The sequence below is a fragment of the Mycobacterium sp. E3198 genome (assembly GCF_001667015.1).
Classification (GTDB): Bacteria; Actinomycetota; Actinomycetes; order Mycobacteriales; family Mycobacteriaceae; genus Mycobacterium.
The window spans coordinates 16407-42524 of record NZ_LZIS01000092.1 but is presented as its reverse complement, the minus strand read 5'-3'; the positions used below and the strand labels follow the sequence as shown (position 1 = coordinate 42524).

Annotated in this window: 19 protein-coding genes; 12 read left to right on the top strand and 7 right to left on the bottom strand. The window is 69.5% G+C overall.

The features are described from left to right. Nucleotides 1-9: 9 nt before the first annotated feature. From A5673_RS09940 to A5673_RS09930, 3 genes are all read right to left on the bottom strand, one after another. Nucleotides 10-1356 (bottom strand): AarF/ABC1/UbiB kinase family protein, encoded by a 1347-nt coding sequence (locus A5673_RS09940; protein ID WP_197518342.1) that lies wholly within the window; start codon nt 1354-1356, stop codon nt 10-12. 109 nt (nt 1357-1465) lie between these two features. After that, nucleotides 1466-2410, bottom strand: a complete 945-nt coding sequence (locus A5673_RS09935; RefSeq protein WP_068230668.1) for an alpha/beta fold hydrolase — start codon at nt 2408-2410, stop codon at nt 1466-1468. Further along, nucleotides 2386-2976 (bottom strand): DinB family protein, encoded by a 591-nt coding sequence (locus A5673_RS09930; RefSeq protein ID WP_068230665.1) that lies wholly within the window; start codon nt 2974-2976, stop codon nt 2386-2388. Before A5673_RS09930 ends, A5673_RS09935 begins: the two co-directional genes overlap by 25 nt. A gap of 58 nt (nt 2977-3034) precedes the next feature. Between A5673_RS09930 and A5673_RS09925 the strand changes: the two genes are divergently transcribed. From A5673_RS09925 to rplL, 5 genes are all read left to right on the top strand, one after another. Continuing rightward, the gene (locus A5673_RS09925; RefSeq protein WP_068230662.1) at nt 3035-7180 is read left to right on the top strand and encodes an NEW3 domain-containing protein; all 4146 of its coding nucleotides are present in this window, start codon (nt 3035-3037) and stop codon (nt 7178-7180) included. Continuing rightward, a complete protein-coding gene (locus A5673_RS09920) occupies nt 7177-7794 on the top strand; it encodes a malonyl CoA-ACP transacylase (protein WP_068230659.1) in 618 nt (205 codons plus the stop codon). Before A5673_RS09925 ends, A5673_RS09920 begins: the two co-directional genes overlap by 4 nt. Continuing rightward, nucleotides 7794-8708 (top strand): ROK family protein, encoded by a 915-nt coding sequence (locus tag A5673_RS09915; protein ID WP_068230657.1) that lies wholly within the window; start codon nt 7794-7796, stop codon nt 8706-8708. Before A5673_RS09920 ends, A5673_RS09915 begins: the two co-directional genes overlap by 1 nt. A 244-nt stretch (nt 8709-8952) precedes the next feature. Continuing rightward, a complete protein-coding gene (rplJ, locus tag A5673_RS09910; RefSeq protein ID WP_068230655.1) occupies nt 8953-9579 on the top strand; it encodes a 50S ribosomal protein L10 in 627 nt (208 codons plus the stop codon). A gap of 30 nt (nt 9580-9609) precedes the next feature. Beyond that, nucleotides 9610-10005: a 50S ribosomal protein L7/L12 gene (rplL, locus tag A5673_RS09905; protein ID WP_068230652.1), complete on the top strand. Its 396-nt coding sequence runs from the start codon at nt 9610-9612 to the stop codon at nt 10003-10005. Between the two features lie 49 nt (nt 10006-10054). On the opposite strand, the gene A5673_RS09900 is transcribed toward rplL, so the two are convergent. Continuing rightward, a complete protein-coding gene (locus A5673_RS09900) occupies nt 10055-10732 on the bottom strand; it encodes a TetR/AcrR family transcriptional regulator (RefSeq protein WP_068230648.1) in 678 nt (225 codons plus the stop codon). Between the two features lie 82 nt (nt 10733-10814). Here A5673_RS09900 and A5673_RS09895 point away from each other — a divergent pair, with 82 nt between their 5' ends. From A5673_RS09895 to A5673_RS09875, 5 genes are all read left to right on the top strand, one after another. Further along, entirely contained in the window at nt 10815-12296 is a 1482-nt protein-coding gene (locus A5673_RS09895; protein WP_068230645.1) for a carotenoid oxygenase family protein, read from the top strand. Between the two features lie 169 nt (nt 12297-12465). After that, on the top strand, nt 12466-13479 hold the full coding sequence (locus tag A5673_RS09890; protein WP_068230642.1) for an ABC transporter ATP-binding protein: 1014 nt from the start codon (nt 12466-12468) through the stop codon (nt 13477-13479). Between the two features lie 413 nt (nt 13480-13892). Continuing rightward, complete coding sequence (locus A5673_RS09885) at nt 13893-17390, top strand: DNA-directed RNA polymerase subunit beta (protein WP_156748062.1); 3498 nt, start codon at nt 13893-13895, stop codon at nt 17388-17390. A gap of 35 nt (nt 17391-17425) precedes the next feature. Next, nucleotides 17426-21376: a DNA-directed RNA polymerase subunit beta' gene (locus tag A5673_RS09880; RefSeq protein WP_068230635.1), complete on the top strand. Its 3951-nt coding sequence runs from the start codon at nt 17426-17428 to the stop codon at nt 21374-21376. Between the two features lie 146 nt (nt 21377-21522). Beyond that, nucleotides 21523-22059, top strand: coding sequence for a hypothetical protein (locus A5673_RS09875; RefSeq protein ID WP_156748061.1), 537 nt, complete (start codon nt 21523-21525; stop codon nt 22057-22059). Here A5673_RS09875 and A5673_RS29045 read toward each other — a convergent pair. Genes A5673_RS29045 through A5673_RS09865 form a run of 3 tightly spaced genes read right to left on the bottom strand, consistent with a single transcriptional unit; the run spans nt 22056 to nt 24294 of the window. Next, nucleotides 22056-22670 carry a hypothetical protein gene (locus A5673_RS29045; protein WP_156748059.1) on the bottom strand — a complete coding sequence of 205 codons (615 nt, stop codon included), beginning with the start codon at nt 22668-22670 and terminating at the stop codon, nt 22056-22058. The genes A5673_RS09875 and A5673_RS29045 overlap by 4 nt on opposite strands. Further along, the gene (locus A5673_RS29040; protein WP_156748057.1) at nt 22667-23956 is read right to left on the bottom strand and encodes a hypothetical protein; all 1290 of its coding nucleotides are present in this window, start codon (nt 23954-23956) and stop codon (nt 22667-22669) included. Before A5673_RS29040 ends, A5673_RS29045 begins: the two co-directional genes overlap by 4 nt. 41 nt (nt 23957-23997) lie before the next feature. Next, nucleotides 23998-24294 carry a hypothetical protein gene (locus A5673_RS09865; RefSeq protein ID WP_068230618.1) on the bottom strand — a complete coding sequence of 99 codons (297 nt, stop codon included), beginning with the start codon at nt 24292-24294 and terminating at the stop codon, nt 23998-24000. Between the two features lie 194 nt (nt 24295-24488). Between A5673_RS09865 and A5673_RS09860 the strand changes: the two genes are divergently transcribed. Beyond that, entirely contained in the window at nt 24489-25244 is a 756-nt protein-coding gene (locus A5673_RS09860; protein ID WP_068230614.1) for a deoxyribonuclease IV, read from the top strand. Between the two features lie 11 nt (nt 25245-25255). Next, nucleotides 25256-26092 (top strand): PHB depolymerase family esterase, encoded by an 837-nt coding sequence (locus tag A5673_RS09855; protein ID WP_068230613.1) that lies wholly within the window; start codon nt 25256-25258, stop codon nt 26090-26092. Nucleotides 26093-26118: the final 26 nt, after the last annotated feature.

Here is a 26118-nt window from a genome sequence, read left to right as displayed (position 1 = left end):
GGGTCGACCCTAGACCTCCACGTCGCTTTGGTGCTCGCGGCTGACCTCGACCATGAAGTTGGCGAAGTAACCGGTCAGCTGCGGGTCGGACATCATCTGCCACTTCGGCGCCAGCAGCTTCATGTACCGCTCGACGTAGAGGAACTGCTTGCCGATCAGCACCAGTTCACGGGGCAGCTTGACGTCGTAGGCGTCGGCCAGCGCCGACAGCTGCCGCCCGATGTCCGCGTACGACATGTCGCCCAGCGTCTGCATGGTCAGCGGGGTGGCGAACTTTTCCAGGTCCTTGGCGGCCTGTGCCTCGGGCTTCATGGTGCCGACGGCGCCCATCAGCACCACGATCTTGCCGGCCGAGGCGTGGTCCTTCTTGACCAGCAGCGCGTACACCAGCTCGCGCAGCAGCCAGCGGGTGCGCGGGTCGATGCGGCCCATGATGCCGAAGTCGAAGAACACGATCCGGCCCGCGTCGTCGACGTACAGGTTGCCGGCGTGCAGGTCGCCGTGGAACAGACCGTGCCGGAGCCCGCCCTCGAACAGCGAGAACAGCAGCGCCTTCACCAGCTCGGTGCCGTCGAAGCCGGCCTGGCGGATGGCCTTGACGTCGTCGATGCGGATGCCGTGCACCCGCTCCATGGTCAGCACCCGCTCGGTGGTGAAGTCCCAGTGCACCTGCGGCACCCGGATGTTTTTCCCCAGCGGCGAGGCGTGCAGATGCGAGACCCACGCGTCCATCGACTGGGCCTCGAGGCGGAAGTTCAGCTCCTCGGCCAGGTTGTCGGAGAAGTCGGCGACCACGTCCTGCGCGGACAGGCGGCGGCCCAGCTTGGCCAGTTCGACGGCCTGGGCGAACCGCTTCAGGATCTGCAGGTCGGCCGCGACCCGGCGCCGGATGCCCGGCCGCTGGATCTTGACGACGACCTCCTCGCCGCTGTGCAGCGTCGCGTAGTGCACCTGCGCGATGGACGCCGACGCGAAGGGCGTTTCGTCCCACTGGGCGAACAGCTCGGCGGGGTCGCCGCCGAGCTCCTCGACGAAGAGCTTGTGCACCTCTTTCGGATCGGCGGGCGGCACCTTGTCGAGCAGCCCGCGGAATTCGCGGGACAGCGACTCGCCGAACGCGCCGGGGCTGGACGCGATGATCTGCCCGAACTTCACGTAGGTCGGCCCGAGGTCGACAAACGTGTTCGGGAGCTGCTTGATCGCCTTCTGCTGCCACGGCCCCCGGCCGGGCAGCTTGGCGACGATGCGGGCGGCGGTGCGGGTTACCTGCCAACCGGTGGCTGCTACCCGGGCCGCTTCGACCGGCAGCGGCACCCGGTCGAGCTTGGCCACCTCGCGGTGTTTGGTAGTAGTCATTCCAGCAGTCTGCCAAATCGTGGCTGTCAAGTCCCAATTGCTGTGAGCGCGCTCACCGGGCCGTGGCGATCGCGAGCGCGGCGCAGCCGGGCGAAGCGGGTCGCCACCATCAGCCCGCGGCGAGCGCGAAGTGCTCGGTGAGGGTCTCGACGATCGGCCGCCAGACCGGTTCCGGAAGATCGTGTCCCATCCCGTCCACCACCACGAACCGCGCGCCGGGGATGGTCGCGGCGACCGCGCGCCCGTTGCGCGGGCGGACCATCGGGTCGGCCGAACCGTGTAACACCACGGTCGGGGCGGTGATCGCCTTGGCGTACCCGAGCAGGCTGCCGGTGCCCAGCACCGCGTCGAATTGGCGCAGCATGCCCGGCGGGTAGCTGCAGCGCTCCGCGAGCCGGCGCACCCGCGCGCGCAGCTCGGCGTCGGGCGGCAGGAAGTTCGGGCCGTTGAACACCGCGACGTTGCGCACCTCGAAGGCCAGCTTCTCCTCGGCGGAGGCGCCTTTGGCAGGGGGATCGAACGCCAGCCTGATGACGCGCCAGGCCGGCAGCGCGGAGAACGGTTTGCCGGTGGTCGACATGATGACGCCGAGCGACGCCACCCGGTGCGGTTCGGTGGCGGCCAGGATCTGCGCGATCATGCCGCCCAGCGACGCCCCCACCACGTGGGCCCAGTCGATGCCCAGCCAGTCGAGCAGGACCACCACGTCCTCGGTCATGTCGACCAGGGTGTAGGGCACGCGACTGGGCCTGCCCAGCAGATAGCGGCCGACCCGCCGGTACACCGGGCCGGTGGCCCGCAGCCCGTGCATCTTGGCCGACAGCCCGGTGTCGCGGTGGTCGAAGCGGATGACGCGGTACCCCGCGTCGACGAGGCGCGCGCAGAACCCGTCGGGCCACATCGGCAGCTGGGCGCCCAGGCCCATGATGAGCAGCGCCGGCGGCGCGGCGGGGTCGCCGATGTCCTCGTAGTAGAGGTCCACCGGACCGTGCGGCGTCTCGCGGCGAGCCGTGCCGCTGCGGATCTGCGCTATTTCTGCCAGGGCTGGACCCACCCGTCGATCTGCCAGTTCTCCAGCGCGGCGATCAACTCGTACATGGTGGCGCCGTCGATGGTTTCCCGGATGATGTCGGCGTGCCCGGCGTGGCGGGCCAGCTCGTTGATGACGTGCAGGATGACCCAGCGCACCGACCAGGCCTGCTGGTTCTTGGGAAACCAGGGGATGTCCTGCGGCACGGGCACCCCGGCGTCGAGGTCGGCGGTCTCGACGAGGCGCAGCGATTCGGCGTTCTGGGCCTCGAGGGCGTTCAGCAGCCCGGCCAGCGTTTCGTCGGGCCGCATCACGTGCTGGTCGCCGAACTCCTTGGCGATCTCCTCGAAGGGCCGCGGGTCCTTGGGTGGCGCCTCCGGCGCGGCGGCGACGCGTGCCATCCAGTTGCGTTGCATGGCGGTGGCGTGCTTGATCAGCCCGCCGACCGACAGCGCGCTGACCGACGGCGCCGCGCGGGCCTGTTCGTCGGTGAGGCCGTAAGAGACGGCGAAGTAGGCGCTTTGGTGGAACGCCAGGAATTCGCGCAGGGCGTTGCGCTCGTCGGTGACGGGAGGGGCGAGGGCGGGCATGAGGCGATCCTAGGTCCAGATGCCTCCGCCGCGGCCGCTCGCGTCGTAAGGTGCGGGGGTGCAGGTCATTTCGGCGGACTCGACCGAGCTTTTCGTCGGGCCGCCGGACGCGCCGCTGCAGCTCGCCCGCATCGGCCTCGCGGGCTGCGCCGCGCCGACCTCGATCCGCGTCGACGGCGACGGTCTGAGCGGCGAGGTGACGGCCCCGCCCGGAGCCAACTCCGTCGAGGTGCCGGTCGCCATCGCCGGCCCGGTCGTCGGGGAGCGCCGGCCGGCGCGGGTGCGCGGCGGCGGCGCCACCACGGATTTCGAGTTCATCGTGGCGGAGCCCGGGTGGACCATGTATATGGTCAGCCACTTCCACTACGACCCGGTCTGGTGGAACACCCAGGGCGCCTACACCAGCGAGTGGCGGGCGGACCCGCCGGACGTGCAGGCCAACGCCTTCGAACTCGTCCACGCCCATCTGGAGCTGGCGCGCCGCGAACCCGAATACAAGTTCGTCCTGGCGGAGGTGGACTACCTCAAGCCGTACTGGGACACCCACCCCGAGGACCGCGCCGACCTGCGCCGGTTTCTTGCTGAGGGCCGCGTCGAGGTGATGGGCGGCACCTACAACGAGCCCAACACCAACCTCACCGGACCGGAAACGACCGTCCGAAACCTGGTGCACGGCGCCGGGTTTCAGCGTCACGTGCTGGGCGCCGACCCCGCCACCGCGTGGCAGCTCGACGTGTTCGGCCACGACCCCCAGTTCCCCGGGTTCGCCGCCGACGCGGGCCTGACGTCGAGCTCGTGGGCCCGCGGCCCGCACCACCAGTGGGGCCCCGGCGCCGACGTGGACCGCATGCAGTTCTGCAGCGAGTTCGAGTGGATCGCGCCGTCGGGTCGCGGCCTGCTGACCCACTACATGCCCGCGCATTACGGGGCGGGCTGGGGGATGGACGCGTCGGCGTCGCTCGCCGAGGCCGAGGGCGCCACCTACGCGTTGTTCCAACGGCTCAAGACGGTCGCCCTGACGCGCAACGTGCTGCTGCCCGTCGGGACCGACTACACGCCGCCGAACCAATGGGTGACCGCGATCCACCGCGACTGGGCCGCGCGGTACACCTGGCCCCGCTTCGTGTGCGCGCTGCCGCGGGAGTTCTTCGCGGCGGTGCGCGCGGAACTGGCGCAGCGCGGCGCCGAGCCGTCGCCGCAGACCCGCGACATGAACCCGATCTACACCGGCAAGGACGTGTCGTACATCGACACCAAGCAGGCCAATCGGGCCGCCGAGAACGCCGTGCTGGCCGCCGAGCGCTTCGCCGTGTTCGCCGCGCTGCTGGGCGGCGCGGATTACCCGCAGGCCGCCCTCGCCAAGGCGTGGGTGCAGCTGGCCTACGGCGCGCACCACGACGCCATCACCGGCTCGGAGTCCGACCAGGTCTACCTGGACCTGCTGACCGGCTGGCGCGATGCGTGGGAGCTGGGCCGCGCGACCCGCGACGACGCGCTGGCGGCACTGTCCGGCGCGATCGGCGGCGACGTCGTCGTCTGGAATCCGTTGGCGCAGCGGCGCACCGACATCGTGATCGCCCGGCTCGGCTCGCCCTTGGGCGCCGGGGTCCGGGTGCTCGATCCCGACGGCACCGAGCTGCCCGCGCACGTCGAGCACGACGGTCGCTCGGTCACCTGGCTGGCGCCCGACGTGCCGTCGTTGGGCTGGCGGGCCTACCGGCTGGTCCCGGCCGACAACGCGGGCGGCTGGGAGCCCATGCCCGGGACGGCGATCGCGAACGAGCATTACCGGCTGGAGGCCGACCCGGCGCGCGGCGGGGGAGTCGCGTCCCTGGTGTGCGACGGCGGGCAGCTGATCGGCGCCGGCCGGGTGGGCAACGAGCTCGCGCTCTACGAGGAGTACCCGGCGCACCCGCAGCAGGGGGAGGGGCCGTGGCACCTGCTGCCCAAGGGTCCGGTGGTGTGCTCGTCGGGATCGCCGGCGCGGGTGCGGGCCTATCGCGGCCCGCTCGGTCAGCGGCTGGTTGTGCAGGGGCGCCTGGGCGGCCTGCTGCGCTACACCCAGACGCTGACCCTGTGGAACGGGGTGGCGCGGCTGGACTGCCGGACCGTCATCGACGAATTCAGCGGGGAGGACCGGTTGTTGCGGCTGCGCTGGCCCTGTCCGGTGGCGGGCGCCATGCCGGTCAGCGAGGTCGGTGACGCCGTCGTCGGGCGGGGCTTCGCGTTGCTGCACGAGGGCGATCGCTCGGTGGACACCGCGCGGCACCCGTGGACGCTGGACAACCCGGCGTATGGCTGGTTCGGCCTGTCGTCGGCGGCCCGGGTCCGCCTCGGGTCCGACACGCGGGCCGTCTCGGTGGCCGAGGTGGTGACGCCGACCGAGGCGGTGTCCGGGCCGCTGGCGCGCCAGCTGATGGTCGCGCTGGTCCGCGCCGGCGTCACGGCCACCTGCAGCGGCGCCGACAAGCCGCGCTACGGGTGCCTCGGCGTCGATTCCAACCTGCCCGACGTCCGGATCGCGCTCGGCGGGCCCGCGCGCAACGCCTTCGCCAAAGCCGTTCTGGGGCAGGCTGATCCGGAGTACGCCGCCGAGCTGGAGCGCCAGCTGGCCCAGACCGGGCGGGCCCGCGTCTGGGTGCCGGCCGGGGGTCCGTTGGCCGCGGCGTGGGTGCCGGGCGCGGACCTGCGGGCGCCGCGGGCGCTGCCGGTGCTGGTGATCGACGGCCGCGACGAGCGCGGCCTGACCGCGGCGATCGCGTCGGTGGCCGAGGACCTGGCGGACGCCGAGATCGTGGTGGATCAGCGGGCGCCGTCGGGGATGAACCGCTTCGAATCGCGCACCGTCGCGCTGCTCAACCGCGGGGTGCCCAGCTTCGCCGTCGACACCGACGGCACCCTGCACACCGCGTTGCTGCGATCCTGCACCGGCTGGCCGTCGGGCACCTGGATCGACGATCCGCGCCGCACCGCGCCCGACGGGTCCAACTTTCAACTCCAGCACTGGAGCCACGCCTTCGACTACGCGCTCGTCGCCGGTGCGGGCGACTGGCGGGAGGCCGAGCTCCCCACCCGCTCAGCCCAATTCGGTCACCCGCTGCTCGCCGTCGTCCCGGTCGGGCAAAGCGGCGAGCTGCCCAGCTCCGGGTCGCTGCTGCACGTCGAGCCCGCCGGGGCGGCGCAGCTGGCCGCGCTCAAGGCGGCCGGCAACCCGCTGACCGCCGGCAGCGCCCGGCCCGTCGACCCCGCCGCGGTGGCCCTGCGGTTGGTGGAAACCACCGGGAACCGCGCCCGCGTCGCCGTCGGCTCCGCGGTCGCCACCGTGCGCGGGCTGCAGTTCGCCGACCTGCTGGAACGCCCGGGCGGGCGCGCGGGGCCGATCGACCTGCACGGCTATCAGGTCGCCACCGTGCTGGCCCGCCTCGAAATTCCTTCCCTGCCAACGATTTCCGCGCGGCTGGCCCCGGACGCCGAGACCGCGCAGCCGCTGTACGCGCGCTACTGGCTGCACAACCGCGGGCCCGCGCCGCTCGGGGGGTTGCCCGCCGTCGCGCACCTGCACCCGCAGCGGGTGCCGGCCGCGCCGGGCGGCGAGGTGGCGTTGCGGCTCAGCGTGGTCAGCGACTGCAGCGACGCCGCGCTGGACGGCGCGGTGACGGTGGTGTGTCCCGACGGGTGGTCGGCCGCACCGGCCGAGCCGCGGTTCACCCTGTGCCCCGGCGACCACCGCGAGGCCGACGTGGTGGTGTCGATCCCGGCGCGCGCGGAGCCGGGGCTGTATCCGGTCCGCGCCCAGCTCCGCCTCACGGGCGACGACGTCCCCGCCGCCTGGCGCCAGGTGGTCGAGGATGTGTGCGTGGTGGAGGTCGGCGCACCCGATGAGTCCGAGGTGCTGTACCTCGTCGACGGGCCCGCCGACGTCGAGGTCGCCGCGGGAGGGGCGGCCCGGTTGGCCGTGACGGTCGGCACCGACGCCCGGGCCGACCTGGCACTGGAGGCGCACCTGATCAGCCCGTGGGGAACCTGGGAGTGGATCAGCCCCGCCGCCCTCGGCGCGGTGCTGCCTGCCGGCGGCACGGTCGAGCTCGGATTCGACGTGACGCCGCCCCGGTGGCAGGAGCCCGGCCAGTGGTGGGCCGTGGTCAGGGTGGGCTCGGCGGGCCGGCTGGTCTACTCCCCGGCGGTTCGGGTGACAGTGCCATGAGCGGCGGGCTGGTGGCGAGGGTGGCCGGCGACCCGGTGTCCGTCGCCGTCCTCGACGCGGCCGAGGCGCGGCTGCGGCGCGGACGGCGCGCGGCCGCGCTACCGGCCGCCGGCACCTCCGAGGGCCGGCAACTGCGGCGCTGGCTCACCCAGGTGATCGTGACCGAGCGCGTGGTCGCCGCCGAGGCCGCCGCGCGCGGCCTGACCGGGCGGGACGCGCCGGCCCAGGCCGAGCTGCTGCCCGACGCGACGGCCCGGCTGGAGATCGGCAGCGTGGCCGCCGCGGTGCTGGCGGATCCGCGGGCGCGGGCCCTGTTCGCCGACGTCACCGCCGCGGTCCGGATCGGCGACGACGACGTGGCCGCCTACCACGCCCGCAACCCGCTGCGCTTCGCCGCGCCGCGCCCCGGCGCCGACGGCTGGCGGGCGCCCCCGCGGACCGGCCCGCCGCTGGCGCAGGTGCGCCCGGCGCTCGCCGAGCACCTGCGGGCCGCGGCGCGCCGGCGCGCCTTCCGGATGTGGCTGGACGCGCGCCGGGCCGCGCTGGTCCGGCTGGCGCCCGGCTACGAGCACCCGGGCGACCCGCGCCAACCCGACAACACCCACCGCCACTGATGGCCGCGCTCACCCTCTGCCTCGACATCGGCGGCACCAAGATCGCCGCCGGCGTCGCCGACCCCGCCGGCGCCCTGGTCCACACCGCCATCCGGCCCACCCCCGCCGGCGGCGACGCCGAGGCGGTCTGGGCCGCCGTCGCCGCGACCATCGCCGACGCCCTGCGCGCGGCGGGAGGCCCCGTCACCGCAGTGGGCATCGCTTCGGCCGGGCCCATCGACCTGCCCGCCGGCACCGTCCACCCGGTCAACATCCGATCCTGGCGCGGCTTCCCGCTGCGCGACCGGGTCGCCGCCGAGGTGCCGGGCGTGCCGGTCCGGCTCGGCGGCGACGGCGTCTGCATGGCGTTGGGCGAGCATTGGCTCGGCGCCGGCCGCGGCGCGCGCTTCATGCTCGGCATGGTGGTGTCCACCGGCGTGGGCGGGGGGCTGATCCTCGACGGGGTGCCTTACACCGGGCGCACCGGCAACGCCGGCCACGTCGGGCACGTGGTGGTCGAGCAGGACGGCCGGCCCTGCGCGTGCGGCGGCCGCGGCTGCGTCGAGACCGTCGCGTCCGGGCCGTGGATGGTCCGCTGGGCCCGCGACAACGGCTGGCCCGCCCCGCCGGGCGCCGGCGCCCGCGACCTGGCCGCCGCGGCGGCGGCCGGGGACGCGGTCGCGGTGCGGGCGTTTCGCCGGGGCGCCACCGCGCTCGCGGCGATGATCGCGTCGGTCGGGGCGGTGTGCGACCTCGACCTGGTCGTCATCGGCGGCGGCGTCGCCAAGTCCGGCGGCGTGCTCTTCGACCCGCTGCGCGCCGCGCTGGCCGACTACGCCGGGCTGGATTTCCTGGCCGGCCTGCGCGTGGTGCCGGCCGCGCTGGGTGGCGACGCCGGGCTGGTCGGGGCGGCCCGGCTGGCGGGGCTCGGCTAGGCGCGTTTTGGCTGACCGCGGGGGGTCACGCTATTGTGGTGGCGATCCACCGAAGACCGTCGGTCACCGAGCAATCGGTTGAAGGTCCGGGAACATCCCGGCGGCCCACGCAGGAGGACGAGGCAACACCGCCGGCGTACGCCGGCGCATCGTCACGCCCCGGCCGCTTCCTGCGCCGGGGCGTTCGTCGTTCTTGGGCGTTCCTCCGGTGAATCGCGAAGACTTTCACTGACAGGAGGTATGCATGGCCAGGTCTGACAAGGCCACCGCCGTCGCAGACATCGCGGAGCAGTTCAAGGACTCGACGGCCACCCTGATCACCGAATACCGCGGTCTGACGGTGGCCAACCTCGCCGAGCTGCGCCGGTCGCTGGCGGGATCGGCCACCTACACGGTGGCCAAGAACACGCTGATCAAGCGGGCGGCCGCCGATGCCGGCATCGAGGGCCTCGACGAGCTGTTCGCCGGCCCGACGGCCATCGCGTTCGTCAGCGGGGAGGCGGTCGACGCCGCCAAAGCCCTCAAGACCTTCGCTAAGGACAACAAGGCCCTGGTGATCAAGGGCGGCTACATGGACGGCCACCCGCTGACGGTGTCCGAGGTCGAGCGCATCGCGGACCTGGAGTCCCGCGAGGTGCTGCTGGCCAAGCTGGCCGGCGCGATGAAGGGCAACCTCGCCAAGGCGGCCGGCCTGTTCGCCGCCCCGACCTCGCAGATGGCCCGCCTCCTGGCCGCCCTGCAGGAGAAGAAGCCCGCCGAAGCCGCGGCGCCGGAGCCTGCCGCTCCGGTCGCGGAAGCACCGGCGGCACCCGCCGAAGAAACCCCCGAGGCACCGGCTGAAACGGCCGAGACGCCGGCCGAAGCCGAATAACCCCAACCCGATTAGGAAGGACCCATACCCATGGCAAAAATGACTGCTGACGACCTGCTCGACGCGTTCAAGGAAATGACCCTGCTGGAGCTCTCGGACTTCGTCAAGAAGTTCGAGGAGACCTTCGAGGTCACCGCGGCCGCCCCGGTCGCCGTCGCCGCCGCCGGTGGTCCGGCCGCCGGTGGTGCGCCCGCCGAGGCCGCCGAGGAGCAGTCGGAGTTCGACGTCATCCTCGAGGCCGCCGGCGACAAGAAGATCGGCGTCATCAAGGTGGTCCGCGAGATCGTCTCCGGCCTGGGCCTCAAGGAGGCCAAGGACCTGGTCGACGGCGCGCCCAAGCCGCTGCTGGAGAAGGTCGCCAAGGAGGCGGCCGACGACGCCAAGGCCAAGCTCGAGGCCGCCGGCGCCACCGTCACCGTCAAGTAGCGCTACTTCGCGAAACCCCCGGAAGCGCCCTTCCGGGGGTTTCGTGCGCTCAGCGGACCCCGACGGCGGCGCGTTGCGACCTTCGCACGCGCTCGGGTGAATCCCCCAGAGCCACAAGGAAATTCGACGTCAGCGAGCCAAGCACCGGCGCGACGGCTGCGCCATCGGGTCCGTAGAAGCCGGCCAATTCGAGCATCACGAAGCCGTGCACCAGCGCCCAGAACTGGGCCGCGGTGGCTACCACGGTTTCGTCGTCGTCTGCGGAGCCGACGCTGATCCGGCCGGCCAGCATCGACCGCCGCACCGCTCGCACCACGTGCGCGAAGCTGGGGATGCCCTGCTCGATCTCGGCGACCGTCAGGGCCAGGACGTTGCCCGCGGGTGCGTTGATGCCGTGCGCGCTGGTGCTGCCGAACATCAGCCGATACATGTGCGGGCGTTCGATGGCGTAGCGCCGGTAGGCGGCGCCGACGGCGAACAGGTCGGCGACCGGGTCGTCGGTTTCGGGCACCGTCAACGCGGCGTCGAACTGCCGCAGGCCCTCCTCGGCGACCCCCGCGATCAGGCCCCGCATCCCGCCGAAATGGGTGTACAGCGCCATCGTCGAGGTCCCCGCGGCGCCGGCCACCCGGCGCGTCTGCAGCGCGTCCGGCCCGTGCTCGTCGAGCAGGCCGACGGCGGCGTGCAGCATCTCGTCGCGGACGCTGCGTTGGGTCTCCGAAGTCATCTCAAAATCACCGTTGCCATCTTCCCATCACCGGCGTACCGTCCCAATAACGGCGAAATAACAATGTTATAGGAGCTCAGCGATGACGTCCGTGCAAACCGCCCCCACCCGGAATCCGTATCTCGAGGGCTTCCTGGCGCCGGTGGGCGCCGAGGTGACCGCGACCGATCTGGAGGTCACCGGGCACATCCCCGAGCACCTCGACGGGCGCTATCTGCGCAACGGGCCGAACCCGGCCGAAGAGGTCGACCCGGCCACCTATCACTGGTTTTCCGGTGACGGCATGGTGCACGGGGTGGCACTGCGCGACGGCAAGGCCAACTGGTACCGCAACCGCTGGGTGCGCAGCCTGTCGGTGTGCGCCGGCCTCGGCGAGCCGGCGCCGGCCCGGCTCGACCCGCGGGCGGGCATGCTCTCGCTGGGCGCCAATACCAACGTGCTGACCCACGCCGGACGGACCCTGGCGCTCGTCGAGGGCGGCGTCGCCAACTACGAGCTGACCGAGGAGCTCGACACCGTCGGGACGTGCGACTTCGACGGCACCCTGGCCGGTGGTTACACCGCTCACCCGCACCGCGATCCACGCACCGGCGAACTGCACGCGGTGTCCTACTCGTTCGCCCGCGGGCGCACCGTGCAGTACTCGGTGATTGACACCCGGGGGCGCGCGCGCCGCACCGTCGACATCGAGGTGTCCGGGTCGCCGATGATGCACGACTTCTCGCTGACCGACAAATATGTGGTGATCTACGACCTGCCGGTGACGTTCGACGCCGCGCAGGCGCTGCCGTTGAACATGCCGCGCTGGCTATCGGCACCGGCCCGGCTGGTGATGCAGTCGCTGGTCGGACGGGTCCGGGTGCCCGGCCCGATCCACGCGATGATGAACCGCGACCCGAGGCACTCCGACCGGATGCCGTACGCGTGGAACCCGAAGTATCCGGCGCGCATCGGGGTGATGCCCCGCGAGGGCGGTAACTCCGACATCCGCTGGTTCGACATCGAACCCTGCTACGTCTACCACCCGCTCAACGCCTATTCCGAAATGCGGGGCGGGGCAGAGGTTTTGGTGCTCGACGTGGTGCGCTACGCGCGAATGTTCGACCGCGACCGTCGTGGCCCCGGCGAAGCGCCGCCGACGCTGGACCGCTGGATCATCAACCTGGCGACCGGCGCCGTCACCAGCGAATGCCGCGACGACCGGCCCCAGGAATTCCCCCGGATCAACGAGGCCCTGCTGGGCGGGCGGCACCGCTACGGCTACACCATCGGCGCGTCGTTCCAGGGCGCCGAGGCGGGGCTCTACAAGCACGACTACGCGACCGGCTCGCGCGAGGTCGCGGCCCTCGATCCCGCCCTTGCGCTCGGCGAGATGTCCTTCGTTGCCAACCCGGGGGAACGCGCCGAAGACGACGGCATCCTGATGGGCTACGCCTACCACCGCGACCGCGACGAAGGGCAGTTGGTGCTGCTGGACGCGCGGACCCTCGAGTCGGTGGCGACCGTGCATCTGCCGCAGCGGGTGCCGATGGGATTCCACGGCAACTGGGCGCCGGCTGGCTAACACCTCCGTCAATAACGCGCACCGCCGACGTGCGCTCCCATCTCAGCTCGGCCAATTTTTGCCTGCGGTGCCGTCCAACCCTGATGCGGTCCACCGAGCGTGCGCTACAGTGACTCATGCCACAGAAAAGGGCAGGTGGCGGGCACAAGCGTCGACGGAAGGATCTCCCATGGGCGTCGCTATCGAGGTGAGGGGACTGACCAAGTCCTTCGGTCCCTCGAGAATTTGGGAAGACGTATCGTTGGATGTCCCCGCCGGGGAGGTCAGCGTCCTGCTGGGGCCGTCGGGTACCGGCAAATCGGTGTTCCTCAAGTCGCTGATCGGTCTGCTGCGCCCCGAGCGCGGCTCGATCATGATCGACGGCACGGACATCCTGGAATGTTCGGCCAAGGAGCTCTACGAGATCCGCACGCTGTTCGGCGTGATGTTCCAGGACGGCGCGCTGTTCGGCTCGATGAACCTCTTCGACAACGCGGCGTTCCCGCTGCGCGAGCACACCAAGAAGAAGGAAAGCGAGATCCGTGACATCGTCATGGAGAAGCTCTCCCTGGTGGGCCTGGGCGGCGACGAGAAGAAGTTCCCCGGCGAGATCTCCGGCGGTATGCGCAAGCGCGCCAGCCTGGCCCGGGCGCTGGTGATGGACCCGCAGATCATCCTGTGCGACGAGCCCGACTCCGGTCTGGACCCGGTCCGTACCGCCTACCTGAGCCAGCTGATCCTCGACATCAACGCCCAGATCGACGCCACCGTCCTGATCGTGACGCACAACATCAACATCGCCCGCACGGTGCCGGACAACATGGGCATGTTGTTCCGCCGCAAGCTGGTCATGTTCGGCCCGCGCGAGGTGCTGCTGACCAGCGACGAGCCGGTGGTGCGGCAGTTCCTCAACGGCCGGCGCATCGGCCCCATCGGCATGTCCGAGGAGAAGGACGAGGCCACCATGGCCGAAGAGCAGGCGCTGCTCGACGCGGGTCACCACGCCGGCGGCGTCGAAGAAATCGAGGGCGTGCCGCCGCAGATCGTCGCGACGCCGGGCATGCCTGAGCGCAAGGCCGTCGCGCGCCGCCAGGCCCGCGTGCGCGAGATTCTGCATACGCTGCCCAAGAAGGCTCAGGCGGCGATCCTCGACGATCTGGAGGGCACCCACAAGTACCGGTCCACCGAGTTCGGCGGCGGCTAGCGCGCCGTGGCGGACCCGGCGGCCGGTGAAAATTTTGCGATAACTTGGCGCAACTTGCCGCTCCGTCCTCTTGACGACAGGGCGTAAACGGGTCAGTCTGTTGGGCAGCATGTGTCCACGGGAAAGTCGATTTGCCTGCCAGCGCCGATGTCCCTGGGCAGATTGTTGTGGGTAGTTGAGGAATGCGCGCGCCTGCGCTATTGTTGGACGTTGCGCTGGCTACTTCCTGCCCACCTCACCCGCCACCTGACATCGTGGTCTTAGCCTGAGCCCCCACCCGCGGCTTAGCTATTTAGTTGTGCGCGTGAGATCCGGGCAGATCGTTCGCCGGCCATACCGACAAAATTGATGCGGCGAACGCAGCCGGTGTCCCCGGTTCCCGTGAGTCGCACGAGGTGCTGGAAGGATGCATCTTGGCAGATTCCCGCCAGAGCAAGCGTCGCCAAAAAAGTTCCACCAATGGCTCCGTGCCCGGGGCGCCTAACCGAGTTTCCTTCGCCAAGCTCCGCGAACCGCTCGAAGTTCCGGGGCTTCTTGACGTGCAGACCGACTCCTTCGAGTGGTTGATCGGCTCGCCGCACTGGCGCGAGGGCGCCGCCGGCCGCGGGGAAGCCAGCCCGGTGGGTGGCCTGGAAGAGGTCCTCTACGAGCTGTCGCCGATCGAGGACTTCTCGGGCTCGATGTCGCTGTCTTTCTCCGACCCCCGCTTTGACGAGGTCAAGGCGCCGGTCGACGAGTGCAAAGACAAGGACATGACCTACGCGGCCCCGCTGTTCGTCACGGCCGAGTTCATCAACAACAACACCGGCGAGATCAAGAGCCAGACGGTGTTCATGGGCGACTTCCCGATGATGACCGAGAAGGGCACCTTCATCATCAACGGGACCGAGCGCGTCGTCGTCAGCCAGCTGGTGCGTTCGCCCGGCGTGTACTTCGACGAGACGATCGACAAGTCCACCGAGAAGACACTGCACAGCGTCAAGGTGATCCCCAGCCGGGGCGCCTGGCTCGAGTTCGACGTCGACAAGCGCGACACCGTCGGCGTGCGCATCGACCGCAAGCGCCGGCAGCCGGTCACCGTGCTGCTCAAGGCGCTCGGCTGGAGCGCCGAGCGGATCACCGAGCGGTTCGGCTTCTCCGAGATCATGATGTCGACGCTGGAGAAGGACAACACCGCCGGCACCGACGAGGCGCTGCTGGACATCTACCGCAAGCTGCGTCCGGGCGAGCCGCCGACCAAGGAGTCCGCGCAGACCCTGCTGGAGAACCTGTTCTTCAAGGAGAAGCGCTACGACCTGGCCCGGGTGGGTCGCTACAAGGTCAACAAGAAGCTGGGCCTGAACACCAAGGACCCGATCACGGCGACCACGCTGACCGAAGAGGACGTCGTCGCCACCATCGAGTACCTGGTCCGCCTGCACGAGGGGCAGGCCACGATGACCGTCCCCGGCGGCGTCGAGGTGCCGGTGGAGACCGACGACATCGACCACTTCGGCAACCGCCGGTTGCGCACGGTCGGTGAGCTGATCCAGAACCAGATCCGGGTCGGCATGTCGCGGATGGAGCGCGTCGTCCGAGAGCGGATGACCACCCAGGACGTCGAGGCGATCACGCCGCAGACGCTGATCAACATCCGGCCGGTCGTCGCCGCGATCAAGGAGTTCTTCGGCACCAGCCAGCTGTCGCAGTTCATGGACCAGAACAACCCGCTGTCGGGCCTCACCCACAAGCGCCGCCTGTCGGCGCTGGGCCCCGGCGGTCTGTCCCGTGAGCGCGCCGGCCTCGAGGTCCGCGACGTGCACCCATCGCACTACGGCCGCATGTGCCCGATCGAGACCCCCGAGGGTCCGAACATCGGTCTGATCGGCTCGCTGTCGGTGTACGCGAGGGTCAACCCGTTCGGGTTCATCGAGACGCCGTACCGCAAGGTGGTCGACGGTGTGGTCAGCGACGAGATCGTCTACCTGACCGCCGACGAGGAGGACCGCCACGTGGTGGCGCAGGCCAACTCGCCGATCGACGCCGACGGCCGGTTCGTCGAGGGCCGCGTCCTGGTCCGCCGCAAGGCGGGCGAGGTCGAATACGTGCCCTCGTCCGAGGTGGACTACATGGACGTGTCGCCGCGCCAGATGGTGTCGGTGGCCACGGCCATGATCCCGTTCCTCGAGCACGACGACGCCAACCGTGCCCTGATGGGCGCCAACATGCAGCGCCAGGCGGTTCCGCTGGTGCGCAGCGAGGCGCCGCTGGTGGGCACCGGCATGGAGCTGCGTGCCGCGATCGACGCCGGCGACGTCGTCGTCGCCGACAAGGCCGGGGTGATCGAGGAGGTCTCCGCCGACTACATCACCGTGATGGCCGACGACGGCACCCGGCACACCTACCGGATGCGCAAGTTCGCCCGCTCCAACCACGGCACGTGCGCCAACCAGTCGCCGATCGTGGACGCGGGCGACCGCGTCGAGGCCGGCCAGGTCATCGCCGACGGTCCCTGCACCGAGAACGGCGAGATGGCGCTCGGTAAGAACCTGCTGGTCGCGATCATGCCGTGGGAGGGCCACAACTACGAGGACGCGATCATCCTCTCCAACCGCCTGGTCGAAGAGGACGTGCTCACCTCGATCCACATCGAGGAGCACGAGATCGATGCCCGCGACACCAAGCTGGGCGCCGAGGAGATCACCCGGGACATCCCGAACGTCTCCGACGAGGTCCTGGCCGACCTCGACGAGCGCGGCATCGTCCGCATCGGTGCCGAGGTCCGCGACGGCGACATCCTGGTCGGCAAGGTCACCCCGAAGGGTGAGACCGAGCTGACCCCGGAGGAGCGGCTGCTGCGGGCGATCTTCGGCGAGAAGGCCCGCGAGGTCCGCGACACTTCCCTGAAGGTGCCGCACGGCGAGTCCGGCAAGGTCATCGGCATCCGGGTGTTCTCCCGCGAGGACGACGACGAGCTGCCGGCCGGTGTCAACGAGCTGGTCCGCGTCTACGTGGCCCAGAAGCGCAAGATCTCCGACGGCGACAAGCTGGCGGGCCGGCACGGCAACAAGGGCGTGATCGGCAAGATCCTGGCGCAGGAGGACATGCCCTTCCTGCCGGACGGCACCCCCGTGGACATCATCCTGAACACCCACGGTGTGCCGCGACGGATGAACATCGGCCAGATCCTGGAAACGCACCTCGGCTGGTGCGCGCACAGCGGCTGGAAGGTCGACACCGGCAAGGGCGTCCCGGACTGGGCCGGCAACCTGCCGGAGGAGCTGCTGCACGCGGAGCCCAACGCCATCGTGTCGACGCCGGTGTTCGACGGCGCGCAGGAGGCCGAGCTGCAGGGGTTGCTGTCGGCGACGCTGCCCAACCGCGACGGCGAGGTGCTGGTCAACGGCGACGGCAAGGCGGTGCTGTTCGACGGCCGCAGCGGCGAGCCGTTCCCGTACCCGGTGACCGTCGGCTTCATGTACATCATGAAGCTGCACCACCTGGTCGATGACAAGATCCACGCCCGCTCCACCGGCCCGTACTCGATGATCACCCAGCAGCCGCTGGGCGGTAAGGCGCAGTTCGGTGGCCAGCGGTTCGGTGAGATGGAGTGCTGGGCCATGCAGGCCTACGGCGCCGCGTACACGCTGCAGGAGCTGTTGACCATCAAGTCCGACGACACCGTCGGCCGGGTCAAGGTGTACGAGGCGATCGTCAAGGGCGAGAACATCCCCGAGCCGGGCATCCCCGAGTCGTTCAAGGTGCTGCTCAAGGAGCTGCAGTCGCTGTGCCTCAACGTCGAGGTGCTGTCCAGCGACGGCGCGGCGATCGAGCTGCGCGAGGGCGAGGACGAGGATCTCGAGCGGGCCGCGGCCAACTTGGGAATCAACCTGTCCCGCAACGAATCCGCCTCTGTTGAGGACTTGGCTTAATTAGTTACTAAACCCGCAAGGGGAAAGGGAGTTACGTGCTCGACGTCAACTTCTTCGATGAACTCCGCATCGGCCTGGCCACCGCGGAGGACATCCGGCAATGGTCTTACGGCGAGGTCAAGAAGCCGGAGACGATCAACTACCGCACGCTCAAGCCGGAGAAGGACGGCCTGTTCTGCGAGAAGATCTTCGGACCGACTCGCGACTGGGAGTGCTACTGCGGCAAGTACAAGCGCGTCCGCTTCAAGGGCATCATCTGTGAGCGGTGCGGCGTCGAGGTGACCCGCGCCAAGGTGCGCCGCGAGCGGATGGGCCACATCGAACTGGCCGCCCCGGTCACGCACATCTGGTACTTCAAGGGTGTGCCGTCGCGGCTGGGGTACCTGCTCGACCTCGCCCCGAAGGATCTCGAGAAGATCATCTACTTCGCGGCGTACGTGATCACGTCGGTTGACGACGAGATGCGGCACAACGAGCTCTCGACGCTCGAGGCCGAGATGATGGTGGAGCGCAAGGGCGTTGAGGACCAGCGCGACGCCGAGCTGGAGGCCCGGGCGCAGAAGCTGGAGGCCGACCTGGCCGAGCTCGAGGCCGAGGGCGCCAAAGCCGATGCCCGGCGCAAGGTTCGGGACGGTGGCGAGCGCGAGATGCGCCAGATCCGCGACCGCGCCCAGCGTGAGCTGGACCGGCTGGACGACATCTGGAACACCTTCACCAAGCTGGCCCCCAAGCAGCTGATCGTCGACGAGAACCTCTACCGGGAGATCGTCGACCGCTACGGCGAGTACTTCACCGGCGCCATGGGTGCGGAGTCGATCCAGAAGCTGATCGAGAACTTCGACATCGACGCCGAGGCCGAGAACCTGCGCGAGGTCATTCGAAGCGGCAAGGGGCAGAAGAAGCTTCGCGCCCTGAAGCGGCTGAAGGTGGTCGCCGCCTTCCAGCAGTCGGGCAACTCGCCGATGGGCATGGTGCTCGACGCGGTGCCGGTGATCCCGCCGGAGCTGCGCCCGATGGTCCAGCTCGACGGTGGCCGGTTCGCCACGTCCGACCTCAACGACCTGTACCGCCGCGTGATCAACCGCAACAACCGGCTCAAGAGGCTGATCGACCTCGGGGCGCCCGAGATCATCGTCAACAACGAGAAGCGGATGCTGCAGGAGTCGGTGGACGCGCTGTTCGACAACGGCCGCCGCGGGCGTCCGGTCACCGGGCCGGGCAACCGTCCGCTGAAGTCGCTCTCGGATCTGCTCAAGGGCAAGCAGGGCCGGTTCCGCCAGAACCTGCTCGGTAAGCGCGTCGACTACTCCGGCCGCAGCGTCATCGTGGTCGGCCCGCAGCTCAAGCTGCACCAGTGCGGCCTGCCCAAGCTGATGGCGCTGGAGCTGTTCAAGCCGTTCGTGATGAAGCGGCTCGTCGACCTCAACCACGCGCAGAACATCAAGAGCGCCAAGCGGATGGTCGAGCGGCAGCGTCCCCAGGTGTGGGACGTGCTCGAGGAGGTCATCGCCGAGCACCCGGTGCTGCTGAACCGCGCGCCCACCCTGCACCGACTGGGCATCCAGGCCTTCGAGCCGATGCTGGTGGAAGGCAAGGCGATTCAGCTGCACCCGCTGGTGTGTGAGGCCTTCAACGCCGACTTCGACGGCGACCAGATGGCCGTGCACCTGCCGCTGAGCGCGGAGGCGCAGGCCGAAGCCCGCATCCTGATGCTGTCCTCCAACAACATCCTGTCGCCGGCGTCCGGCCGCCCGCTGGCCATGCCGCGACTGGACATGGTGACCGGCCTGTACTACCTGACCACCGAGGTCGACGGCGACAAGGGCGAATACTCGCCCGCCGCCAAGGACACCCCGGAGGTCGGCGTGTACTCCTCGCCGGCCGAGGCGATCATGGCGTCGGACCGCGGGCTGCTCTCGGTGCGCGCCAAGATCAAGGTCCGGCTGACGCAGCTGCGTCCGCCGGCCGAGATCGAGGCCGAGCTCTTCGGGGCCAACGGCTGGCAGCCGGGGGATGCCTGGATGGCCGAGACGACGCTGGGCCGGGTGCTGTTCAACGAGCTGCTGCCGGTGGGCTACCCGTTCGTGAACAAGCAGATGCACAAGAAGGTGCAGGCCGCCATCATCAACGACCTGGCCGAGCGCTACCCGATGATCGTGGTCGCGCAGACCGTCGACAAGCTCAAGGACGCCGGCTTCCACTGGGCGACCCGCAGCGGTGTCACGGTCTCGATGGCCGACGTGTTGGTCCCGCCGCGCAAGAAGGAGATCCTCGACCAGTACGAGGACCGCGCGGACAAGGTCGAAAAGCAGTTCCAGCGTGGTGCTTTGAACCACGACGAGCGCAACGAGGCGCTGGTCGAGATCTGGAAGGAAGCCACCGACGAGGTGGGTCAGGCGCTCCGCGAGCACTACCCCGCCGACAACCCGATCATCACGATCGTCGACTCGGGCGCCACGGGTAACTTCACCCAGACCCGAACGCTGGCCGGCATGAAGGGCCTGGTGACCAACCCGAAGGGTGAGTTCATCCCGCGCCCGGTCAAGTCCTCCTTCCGCGAGGGCCTGACCGTGCTGGAGTACTTCATCAACACCCACGGCGCCCGAAAGGGCCTGGCGGACACCGCGTTGCGCACCGCCGACTCGGGTTACCTGACCCGCCGCCTGGTGGACGTGAGCCAGGACGTCATCGTCCGCGAGCACGACTGCCAGACCGAGCGCGGCATCGTGGTCGAGCTGGCCGAGCGCCAGCCCGACGGCACCCTGATCCGCGACCCGTACATCGAAACCTCGGCGTACGCGCGGACTTTGGGCACCGACGCGGTCGACGAGGCCGGCAACGTCGTCGTCGCGCGCGGCGAGGACCTCGGCGATCCGTCGATCGACGCCCTGCTGGCGGCGGGCATCACGCAGATCAAGGTGCGCTCGGTGCTGACGTGCACCACCGGCACCGGGGTGTGCGCGACCTGCTACGGGCGGTCGATGGCTACCGGCAAGCTGGTCGACATCGGCGAGGCCGTCGGCATCGTCGCGGCCCAGTCCATCGGTGAGCCGGGCACGCAGCTGACCATGCGCACCTTCCACCAGGGTGGTGTCGGTGAGGACATCACCGGCGGTCTGCCCCGGGTCCAGGAGCTGTTCGAGGCCCGCGTGCCGCGCGGCAAGGCGCCGATCGCCGACGTCACCGGGCGGGTGCGCCTCGAGGACGGCGAGCGGTTCTACAAGATCACCATCGTTCCCGACGACGGGGGCGAGGAAGTCGTCTACGACAAGCTCTCCAAGCGGCAGCGGCTTCGTGTGTTCAAGCACGAGGACGGCTCCGAGCGGGTGCTGTCGGACGGCGACCACGTCGAGGTGGGCCAGCAGCTGATGGAGGGCTCGGCCGACCCGCACGAGGTGCTGCGCGTGCAGGGCCCTCGCGAGGTGCAGATCCACCTGGTCCGCGAGGTCCAGGAGGTCTACCGCGCCCAGGGTGTGTCGATCCACGACAAGCACATCGAGGTGATCGTCCGCCAGATGCTGCGCCGCGTCACCATCATCGACTCGGGCTCGACGGAGTTCCTGCCCGGCTCGCTGATCGACCGCGCGGAGTTCGAGGCGGAGAACCGCCGGGTGGTGGCCGAGGGCGGCGAGCCCGCCGCCGGACGTCCGGTGCTGATGGGTATCACGAAGGCGAGCCTCGCCACCGACTCGTGGCTGAGTGCGGCGTCGTTCCAGGAGACCACGCGAGTGCTGACCGACGCGGCGATCAACTGCCGCAGCGACAAGCTCAACGGTCTGAAGGAGAACGTGATCATCGGAAAGCTGATCCCGGCGGGTACCGGCATCAACCGGTACCGCAACATCCAGGTGCAGCCGACCGAGGAGGCCCGCGCCGCGGCGTACACGATCCCCTCCTACGAGGATCACTACTACAGCCCCGACTTCGGCCAGGCCACCGGGGCCGCGGTCCCGCTGGACGACTACGGGTACAGCGACTACCGCTAAGTAGCGCCACCAGACGCAAAAGCCCCCGCACGCACGGCGTGTCGGGGGTTTTTGCGTCTGATGGCCGGGGAACCGGGCAGCACTGAGTGGCTTGCTTCCCGGCGACATTTCGCGTGTGCTCTTAGGCGACGGAGGTGACAAGCGCGATGGACGAGCCTGGAGGCGTGGGGACTGGCGCCGTGCCCGCAGAGGAGTTGTTGGTTTACCAGGGCGAGGTATTCATCAACTTCCGGACCAGTCGGCAATGGGTGTTGATCAAGTTGTTTGGGTTGCCATCCGACGCGGACGACCACCAGGTGTTGGCATTGTTGACCCACCACTTGCGTTATCGCGACAGCTATGCAGCGGAGGAGTTCAAAGACGCCGAGAACATTCACGGGCCGTACTGGTTGAACGCGATTACTCCGGAGGTGTTTTCGTCGGTGTCGGCTGCCGATGCCGAAGCGTTGATTCGCACTTGGGCCGATTACACCGTGCCGTTGACCGACGATGACCGGGCGGCCATGGAGCGTGAGGTCTACCCGCGCATTCGAGAAGCGACCAGCCGCTACCAGTTGCCGGACATGCGCGAAACCGCCCTACATGACTGGGGTTACGTCGTCGGCTCGGATGGTTTTCATGAATTTGTTTTGATCAACCGCCAGACGAACAACGTGGCGCTACTGGTGGCGAGCGACGACTAAACCGCGCCCGTCTGGTTGAGGAGTGCGGCCACGAACCCCTGATAGACCGCGTCGCTGAGCTGGGTGACGTCCTCGGCCAGCCGCGCACGAGACGGGGTGTCGAGGTAGACGCTGTGTACGATCAGCCGTCCCGCGTGCGGCTGCTCAGAACCGGCAACATAGTTGGTCACTTGGACCCAAACGCTTCGTTCACCAATGAGGGCGACGCCGCTGCTGCGCACTGCGGCCGTCCATTGGATCGGAGGAACGGGCAGTACCTGGACGGCAATCTCGGTGCCGTTGAGAGCCCGCAACGTGCCGTCGGCGTTGTGCAACACGTCGTAGAAGGTAGGCCAGCCGGTGTAGCCGAATAAGCTGATTGTGTCGGCAGCGTCCCACTCACCATTACCGCGTGGTCCACACACGGCCATCCGACAAATCGCCTGGTCCGGAACGTCGGGGAGCTCCAGTAATTCCCAATTCACCGGAAGACTCAACCGCTGTACCCATTCGGGTACCTCGGCTCCGGATAAAGCGACAACATCTTCGATCTCTTCGTCTTCGCGTAACGCGTCGACGAGTGGGGATGATGGTAGAGGCCGCCACCGCGGCGACGGGGACAACGCACTCATGGCAGGGACGCCTCGCCGCCCTGGCCGCCTCCGGAAAGGAGGGTCCATACCAAAACTCCCCCGACCACAACCCATCCGAACACCTTTTTGCCTCCCTCGCTGAGATCATGACCGATCTCGGGCAGCCACGGCTGGCCACCCGCCGGTGGGGGCTCAGGGTGGGTGACCGGTGGCGCCGGCGCATCCGGCTGATCCCAACCAAACACGGGCGGCTGCTGCACCGGGCTGACGCTGAATCCGGGCGGCGACGGATCCTTCAACCACGGCGGTAGATCAGCTGGATCCGCGAACTGCGTCGGCGGCAGCGGTGCCGGCAGGGGGTGTCCAGGCGCCGGTGGCGCGGGTGCCGCGGGAGGGGGATGAAGTACCGGCGGCAGCTGCGGGGGCTCATCGACGAACGGTGACAACGGCAAGTGCACTTTCGGGTTCTTTCCGGAACCTGGAAGCAGCGCTTCGATGGTCGGCCCACCCGACTTGCTCCCGGGACGGATGCTTATCTCGGTTCCATCTTCGAGAACCTTGCGCGTAACATCGCCTCGTTGTGGCAGGTCGCGAGCGTTCTTCACCAGCCAGTCCCAAAGGTCCCTGATCTCCCCGGGGGTATTCAACTGGCGATTCGGCCGGTTCTTGCCTCGGGGCAGTTGTCGCAACGCATCTCTGATGTCTTGCGCGTTGCGTGGTGACGGCAGGTTCTTCCATGGTGGATCGGCGTCCGGATCAGGCTGCGCCGGATCTTGTTTCCAGCGGCGATCAACACTTTGAACTCTTGGTTCGCGCGTCGGCGAAACCGGTGCCGGGCTCTGCGTGAAGGTGTCGCGGATCCCCGCCACAGCTGCGGCGACTTTGCCGGCAACTTGTTGATCTACAGCGAGCAGCTGTGCGGCGCGCTGGCGGATGTCGGCGGCGAGGGCTTGCGCCTGAGCTTGTCGGGCGGCGCGCTGCGTGGCCGATCCCCCAGTGGAGCGGTCGGTAACCGACATGTCTTCACCCACGCCGAATCCGGCCGTATTGGCGTCTTCGACCGCATAGCGCACTCGCGGTCGCGCCGCGTACAGATCGGAGGCGCCGCTGCGGGCCACCTTGGCCGCCGCTTGCAACTGGTCGGCGGCCGCGCTGGTCGTCAGCATGTCTGAGTGCGTCGCGGTACGCAGCGCGTCGACGCCCTCGCCGTGCCAATCGGCCGTTAGCGCGTCGCGCCACACTTGACTGGCCACCGCGTAGCTGCGCCCGGCCACTGCTTCCCAGTGCTCGGCGGCCTCGGTGAGATGTTGGGTGGGCCAGGCCATCAGCTGAGAGAGGCCGGCAATCCCAGCAACCGCTGGCATGGCTATGCGAAGGTGACGGGAGGCATCAATGCGGTCATCGTTTGGGCCGCATCGGCTTCATTGGCCAGGTACGCGGCGTCGGCCTCCCCAACGCGGGTGGCGTGGCCGCCTACGCGGATCGTCAGCGCGGCGGTGAACGCCGTGACGTCGGCGTGGGCGGCGGCGACCGCCGCGGCGCTCGCTTGACACGACAAGCCGACCCCAGCAGGAGCCACCGTGTAGGCAAGTTCGCCCGCGGCGGCGGCCCACCGGCCGGACATCGCCTGCACAGCGCCGGTGTCCACCCGCACTAGCTGCATGAGGGAGAGTTTATTCGCTTGGGCACGCAGCGAAAGTCAGCATGGCAGTCGCGGCACATTCGCCACATCAGCGTCGCGTGGGACCCGCCACTCGATCCGCGAATGCGATAGCGCCGGTGCTACCGCTTTTGGAAGTCACCTGTCGGTGCGCGGGCGGTCCCCTGGCGTCGCCACTCCTCATTACACTGGCCACCGTGCTCATCGGTTCGCACGTCCACTCCGACGACCCCCTGGCCGCCGCGCAGGCCGACGGCGCCGACGCGGTCCAGTTCTTCCTCGGCAACCCGCAGAGCTGGAAGAAGCCCAAGCCGCGCGACGACGCCGAGGCGCTGAAGGCGTCGACCATCCCGCTGTACGTCCACGCGCCGTACCTCATCAATGTGGCCTCGGCGAACAACCGCATCCGCATCCCGTCGCGCAAGATCCTGCAGGACACCTGCGACGCGGCGGCGGAGATCAACGCGACGGCGGTGATCGTGCACGGCGGCCACGCCGACGACAACGACATGGAGGCCGGTTTCGAACGCTGGGTCAAGGCGCTGGACTACCTGGAATCCGATGTGCAGGTGTACCTGGAGAACACCGCGGGCGGCGACCACGCGATGGCCCGCTATTTCGACACCATCGGCAGGTTGTGGGATCGCATCGGGGACAAGGGGATTGGCTTCTGCCTGGACACCTGCCACGCGTGGGCCGCGGGTGAGGAGCTGATCGACGCGGTCGACCGGATCAAGGCGCTGACCGGGCGCATCGACCTGGTGCACTGCAACGACTCGCGCGACGCGGCGGGCTCGGGCGCCGACCGGCACGCCAACTTCGGCGCCGGGAAGATCGATCCCGAGCTGCTGGCCGCGGTCGTCAAGGCCGCCGACGCCCCCGTCATCTGCGAAACCGCCGACGAGGGCCGCAAGGACGACATCGCGTTCCTGCGGGAAAAGACCGGCAGCTGATCTCGGCGCCCGTGCTCGGTCGGCTCGCGGCGCTCGCCGGCGTGGTTCTCCTGCTCGCGGGTTGCTCGTCGTGGTCCGATCCGCCGTCGGGCTTCGTAACCGGAACCAGCCTGCACCACATCAAGGTCGGCGGCCTCGACCGCAGCTACCGGCTGTACCGGCCCGCCGGCGTGCCCGCCTCGGCCCCGCTGGTCGTCGTGATGCACGGCTATTCCGGCAGCGCCAGGCAGGTCGAAAGGGACTACCGGTGGGACGGCTTGGCCGATTCGGGCAAGTTCCTGGTCGCCTACCCTGATGGCCTCGGCCGGGCCTGGAACGTCGACGGGGAGACCTGCTGCGGCCGGTCCGGTCGGGACGGCGTCGACGACGTCGGCTTCATCAAGGCGGCCGTCGCCGACGTCGCCAGGAACCTGGGCGTCGACCCGGCCAGGGTCTACGCGACCGGCATGAGCAACGGCGCCATCATGGCCTTCACGCTGGCGTGCACCACCGACATTTTCGCCGCGATCGGCCCGGTCGCCGGTACGCAGCTGAACGCGTGCCGAGCCCCGCGTCCGACGTCGGTCATGCACATTCACGGCACCATCGACCGGCTCGTCCCGTACGGCGGCGGCCAGGGCTTCAGCGTCATCAACGGCCCGTCGGTGCCGGAGGTGAATGCGTTCTGGCGCGGCGTCGATCACTGCGGCGCCCCGGCCGTCACCACCAGCGGCCCGGTGACCACGTCGACGGCCGACTGCGCCGAGGGCCGCGGCGTCGTGCTCGTCACCGTCGCCGGCGCCGGGCACGAGTGGCCGCCGTTCGCGAGCCAGGCCCTGTGGCAGTTCTTCGCGGCCCACCCCCGCTGACCATTACAGCTCTTGTGCGACTGTCG

What these genes read in the sequence shown, in the direction of transcription:
- A5673_RS09940 (WP_197518342.1), bottom strand. Translation starts at nt 1,356, where the DNA reads ATGACTACTACCAAACACCGCGAGGTGGCCAAGCTCGACCGGGTGCCG.
- A5673_RS09930 (WP_068230665.1), bottom strand. Translation starts at nt 2,976, where the DNA reads ATGCCCGCCCTCGCCCCTCCCGTCACCGACGAGCGCAACGCCCTGCGC.
- A5673_RS09920 (WP_068230659.1), top strand. Translation starts at nt 7,177, where the DNA reads ATGAGCGGCGGGCTGGTGGCGAGGGTGGCCGGCGACCCGGTGTCCGTC.
- A5673_RS09915 (WP_068230657.1), top strand. Translation starts at nt 7,794, where the DNA reads ATGGCCGCGCTCACCCTCTGCCTCGACATCGGCGGCACCAAGATCGCC.
- rplJ (WP_068230655.1), top strand. Translation starts at nt 8,953, where the DNA reads ATGGCCAGGTCTGACAAGGCCACCGCCGTCGCAGACATCGCGGAGCAG.
- rplL (WP_068230652.1), top strand. Translation starts at nt 9,610, where the DNA reads ATGGCAAAAATGACTGCTGACGACCTGCTCGACGCGTTCAAGGAAATG.
- A5673_RS09900 (WP_068230648.1), bottom strand. Translation starts at nt 10,732, where the DNA reads ATGACTTCGGAGACCCAACGCAGCGTCCGCGACGAGATGCTGCACGCC.
- A5673_RS09895 (WP_068230645.1), top strand. Translation starts at nt 10,815, where the DNA reads ATGACGTCCGTGCAAACCGCCCCCACCCGGAATCCGTATCTCGAGGGC.
- A5673_RS09890 (WP_068230642.1), top strand. Translation starts at nt 12,466, where the DNA reads ATGGGCGTCGCTATCGAGGTGAGGGGACTGACCAAGTCCTTCGGTCCC.
- A5673_RS09875 (WP_156748061.1), top strand. Translation starts at nt 21,523, where the DNA reads ATGGACGAGCCTGGAGGCGTGGGGACTGGCGCCGTGCCCGCAGAGGAG.
- A5673_RS29045 (WP_156748059.1), bottom strand. Translation starts at nt 22,670, where the DNA reads ATGAGTGCGTTGTCCCCGTCGCCGCGGTGGCGGCCTCTACCATCATCC.
- A5673_RS29040 (WP_156748057.1), bottom strand. Translation starts at nt 23,956, where the DNA reads ATGGCCTGGCCCACCCAACATCTCACCGAGGCCGCCGAGCACTGGGAA.
- A5673_RS09865 (WP_068230618.1), bottom strand. Translation starts at nt 24,294, where the DNA reads ATGCAGCTAGTGCGGGTGGACACCGGCGCTGTGCAGGCGATGTCCGGC.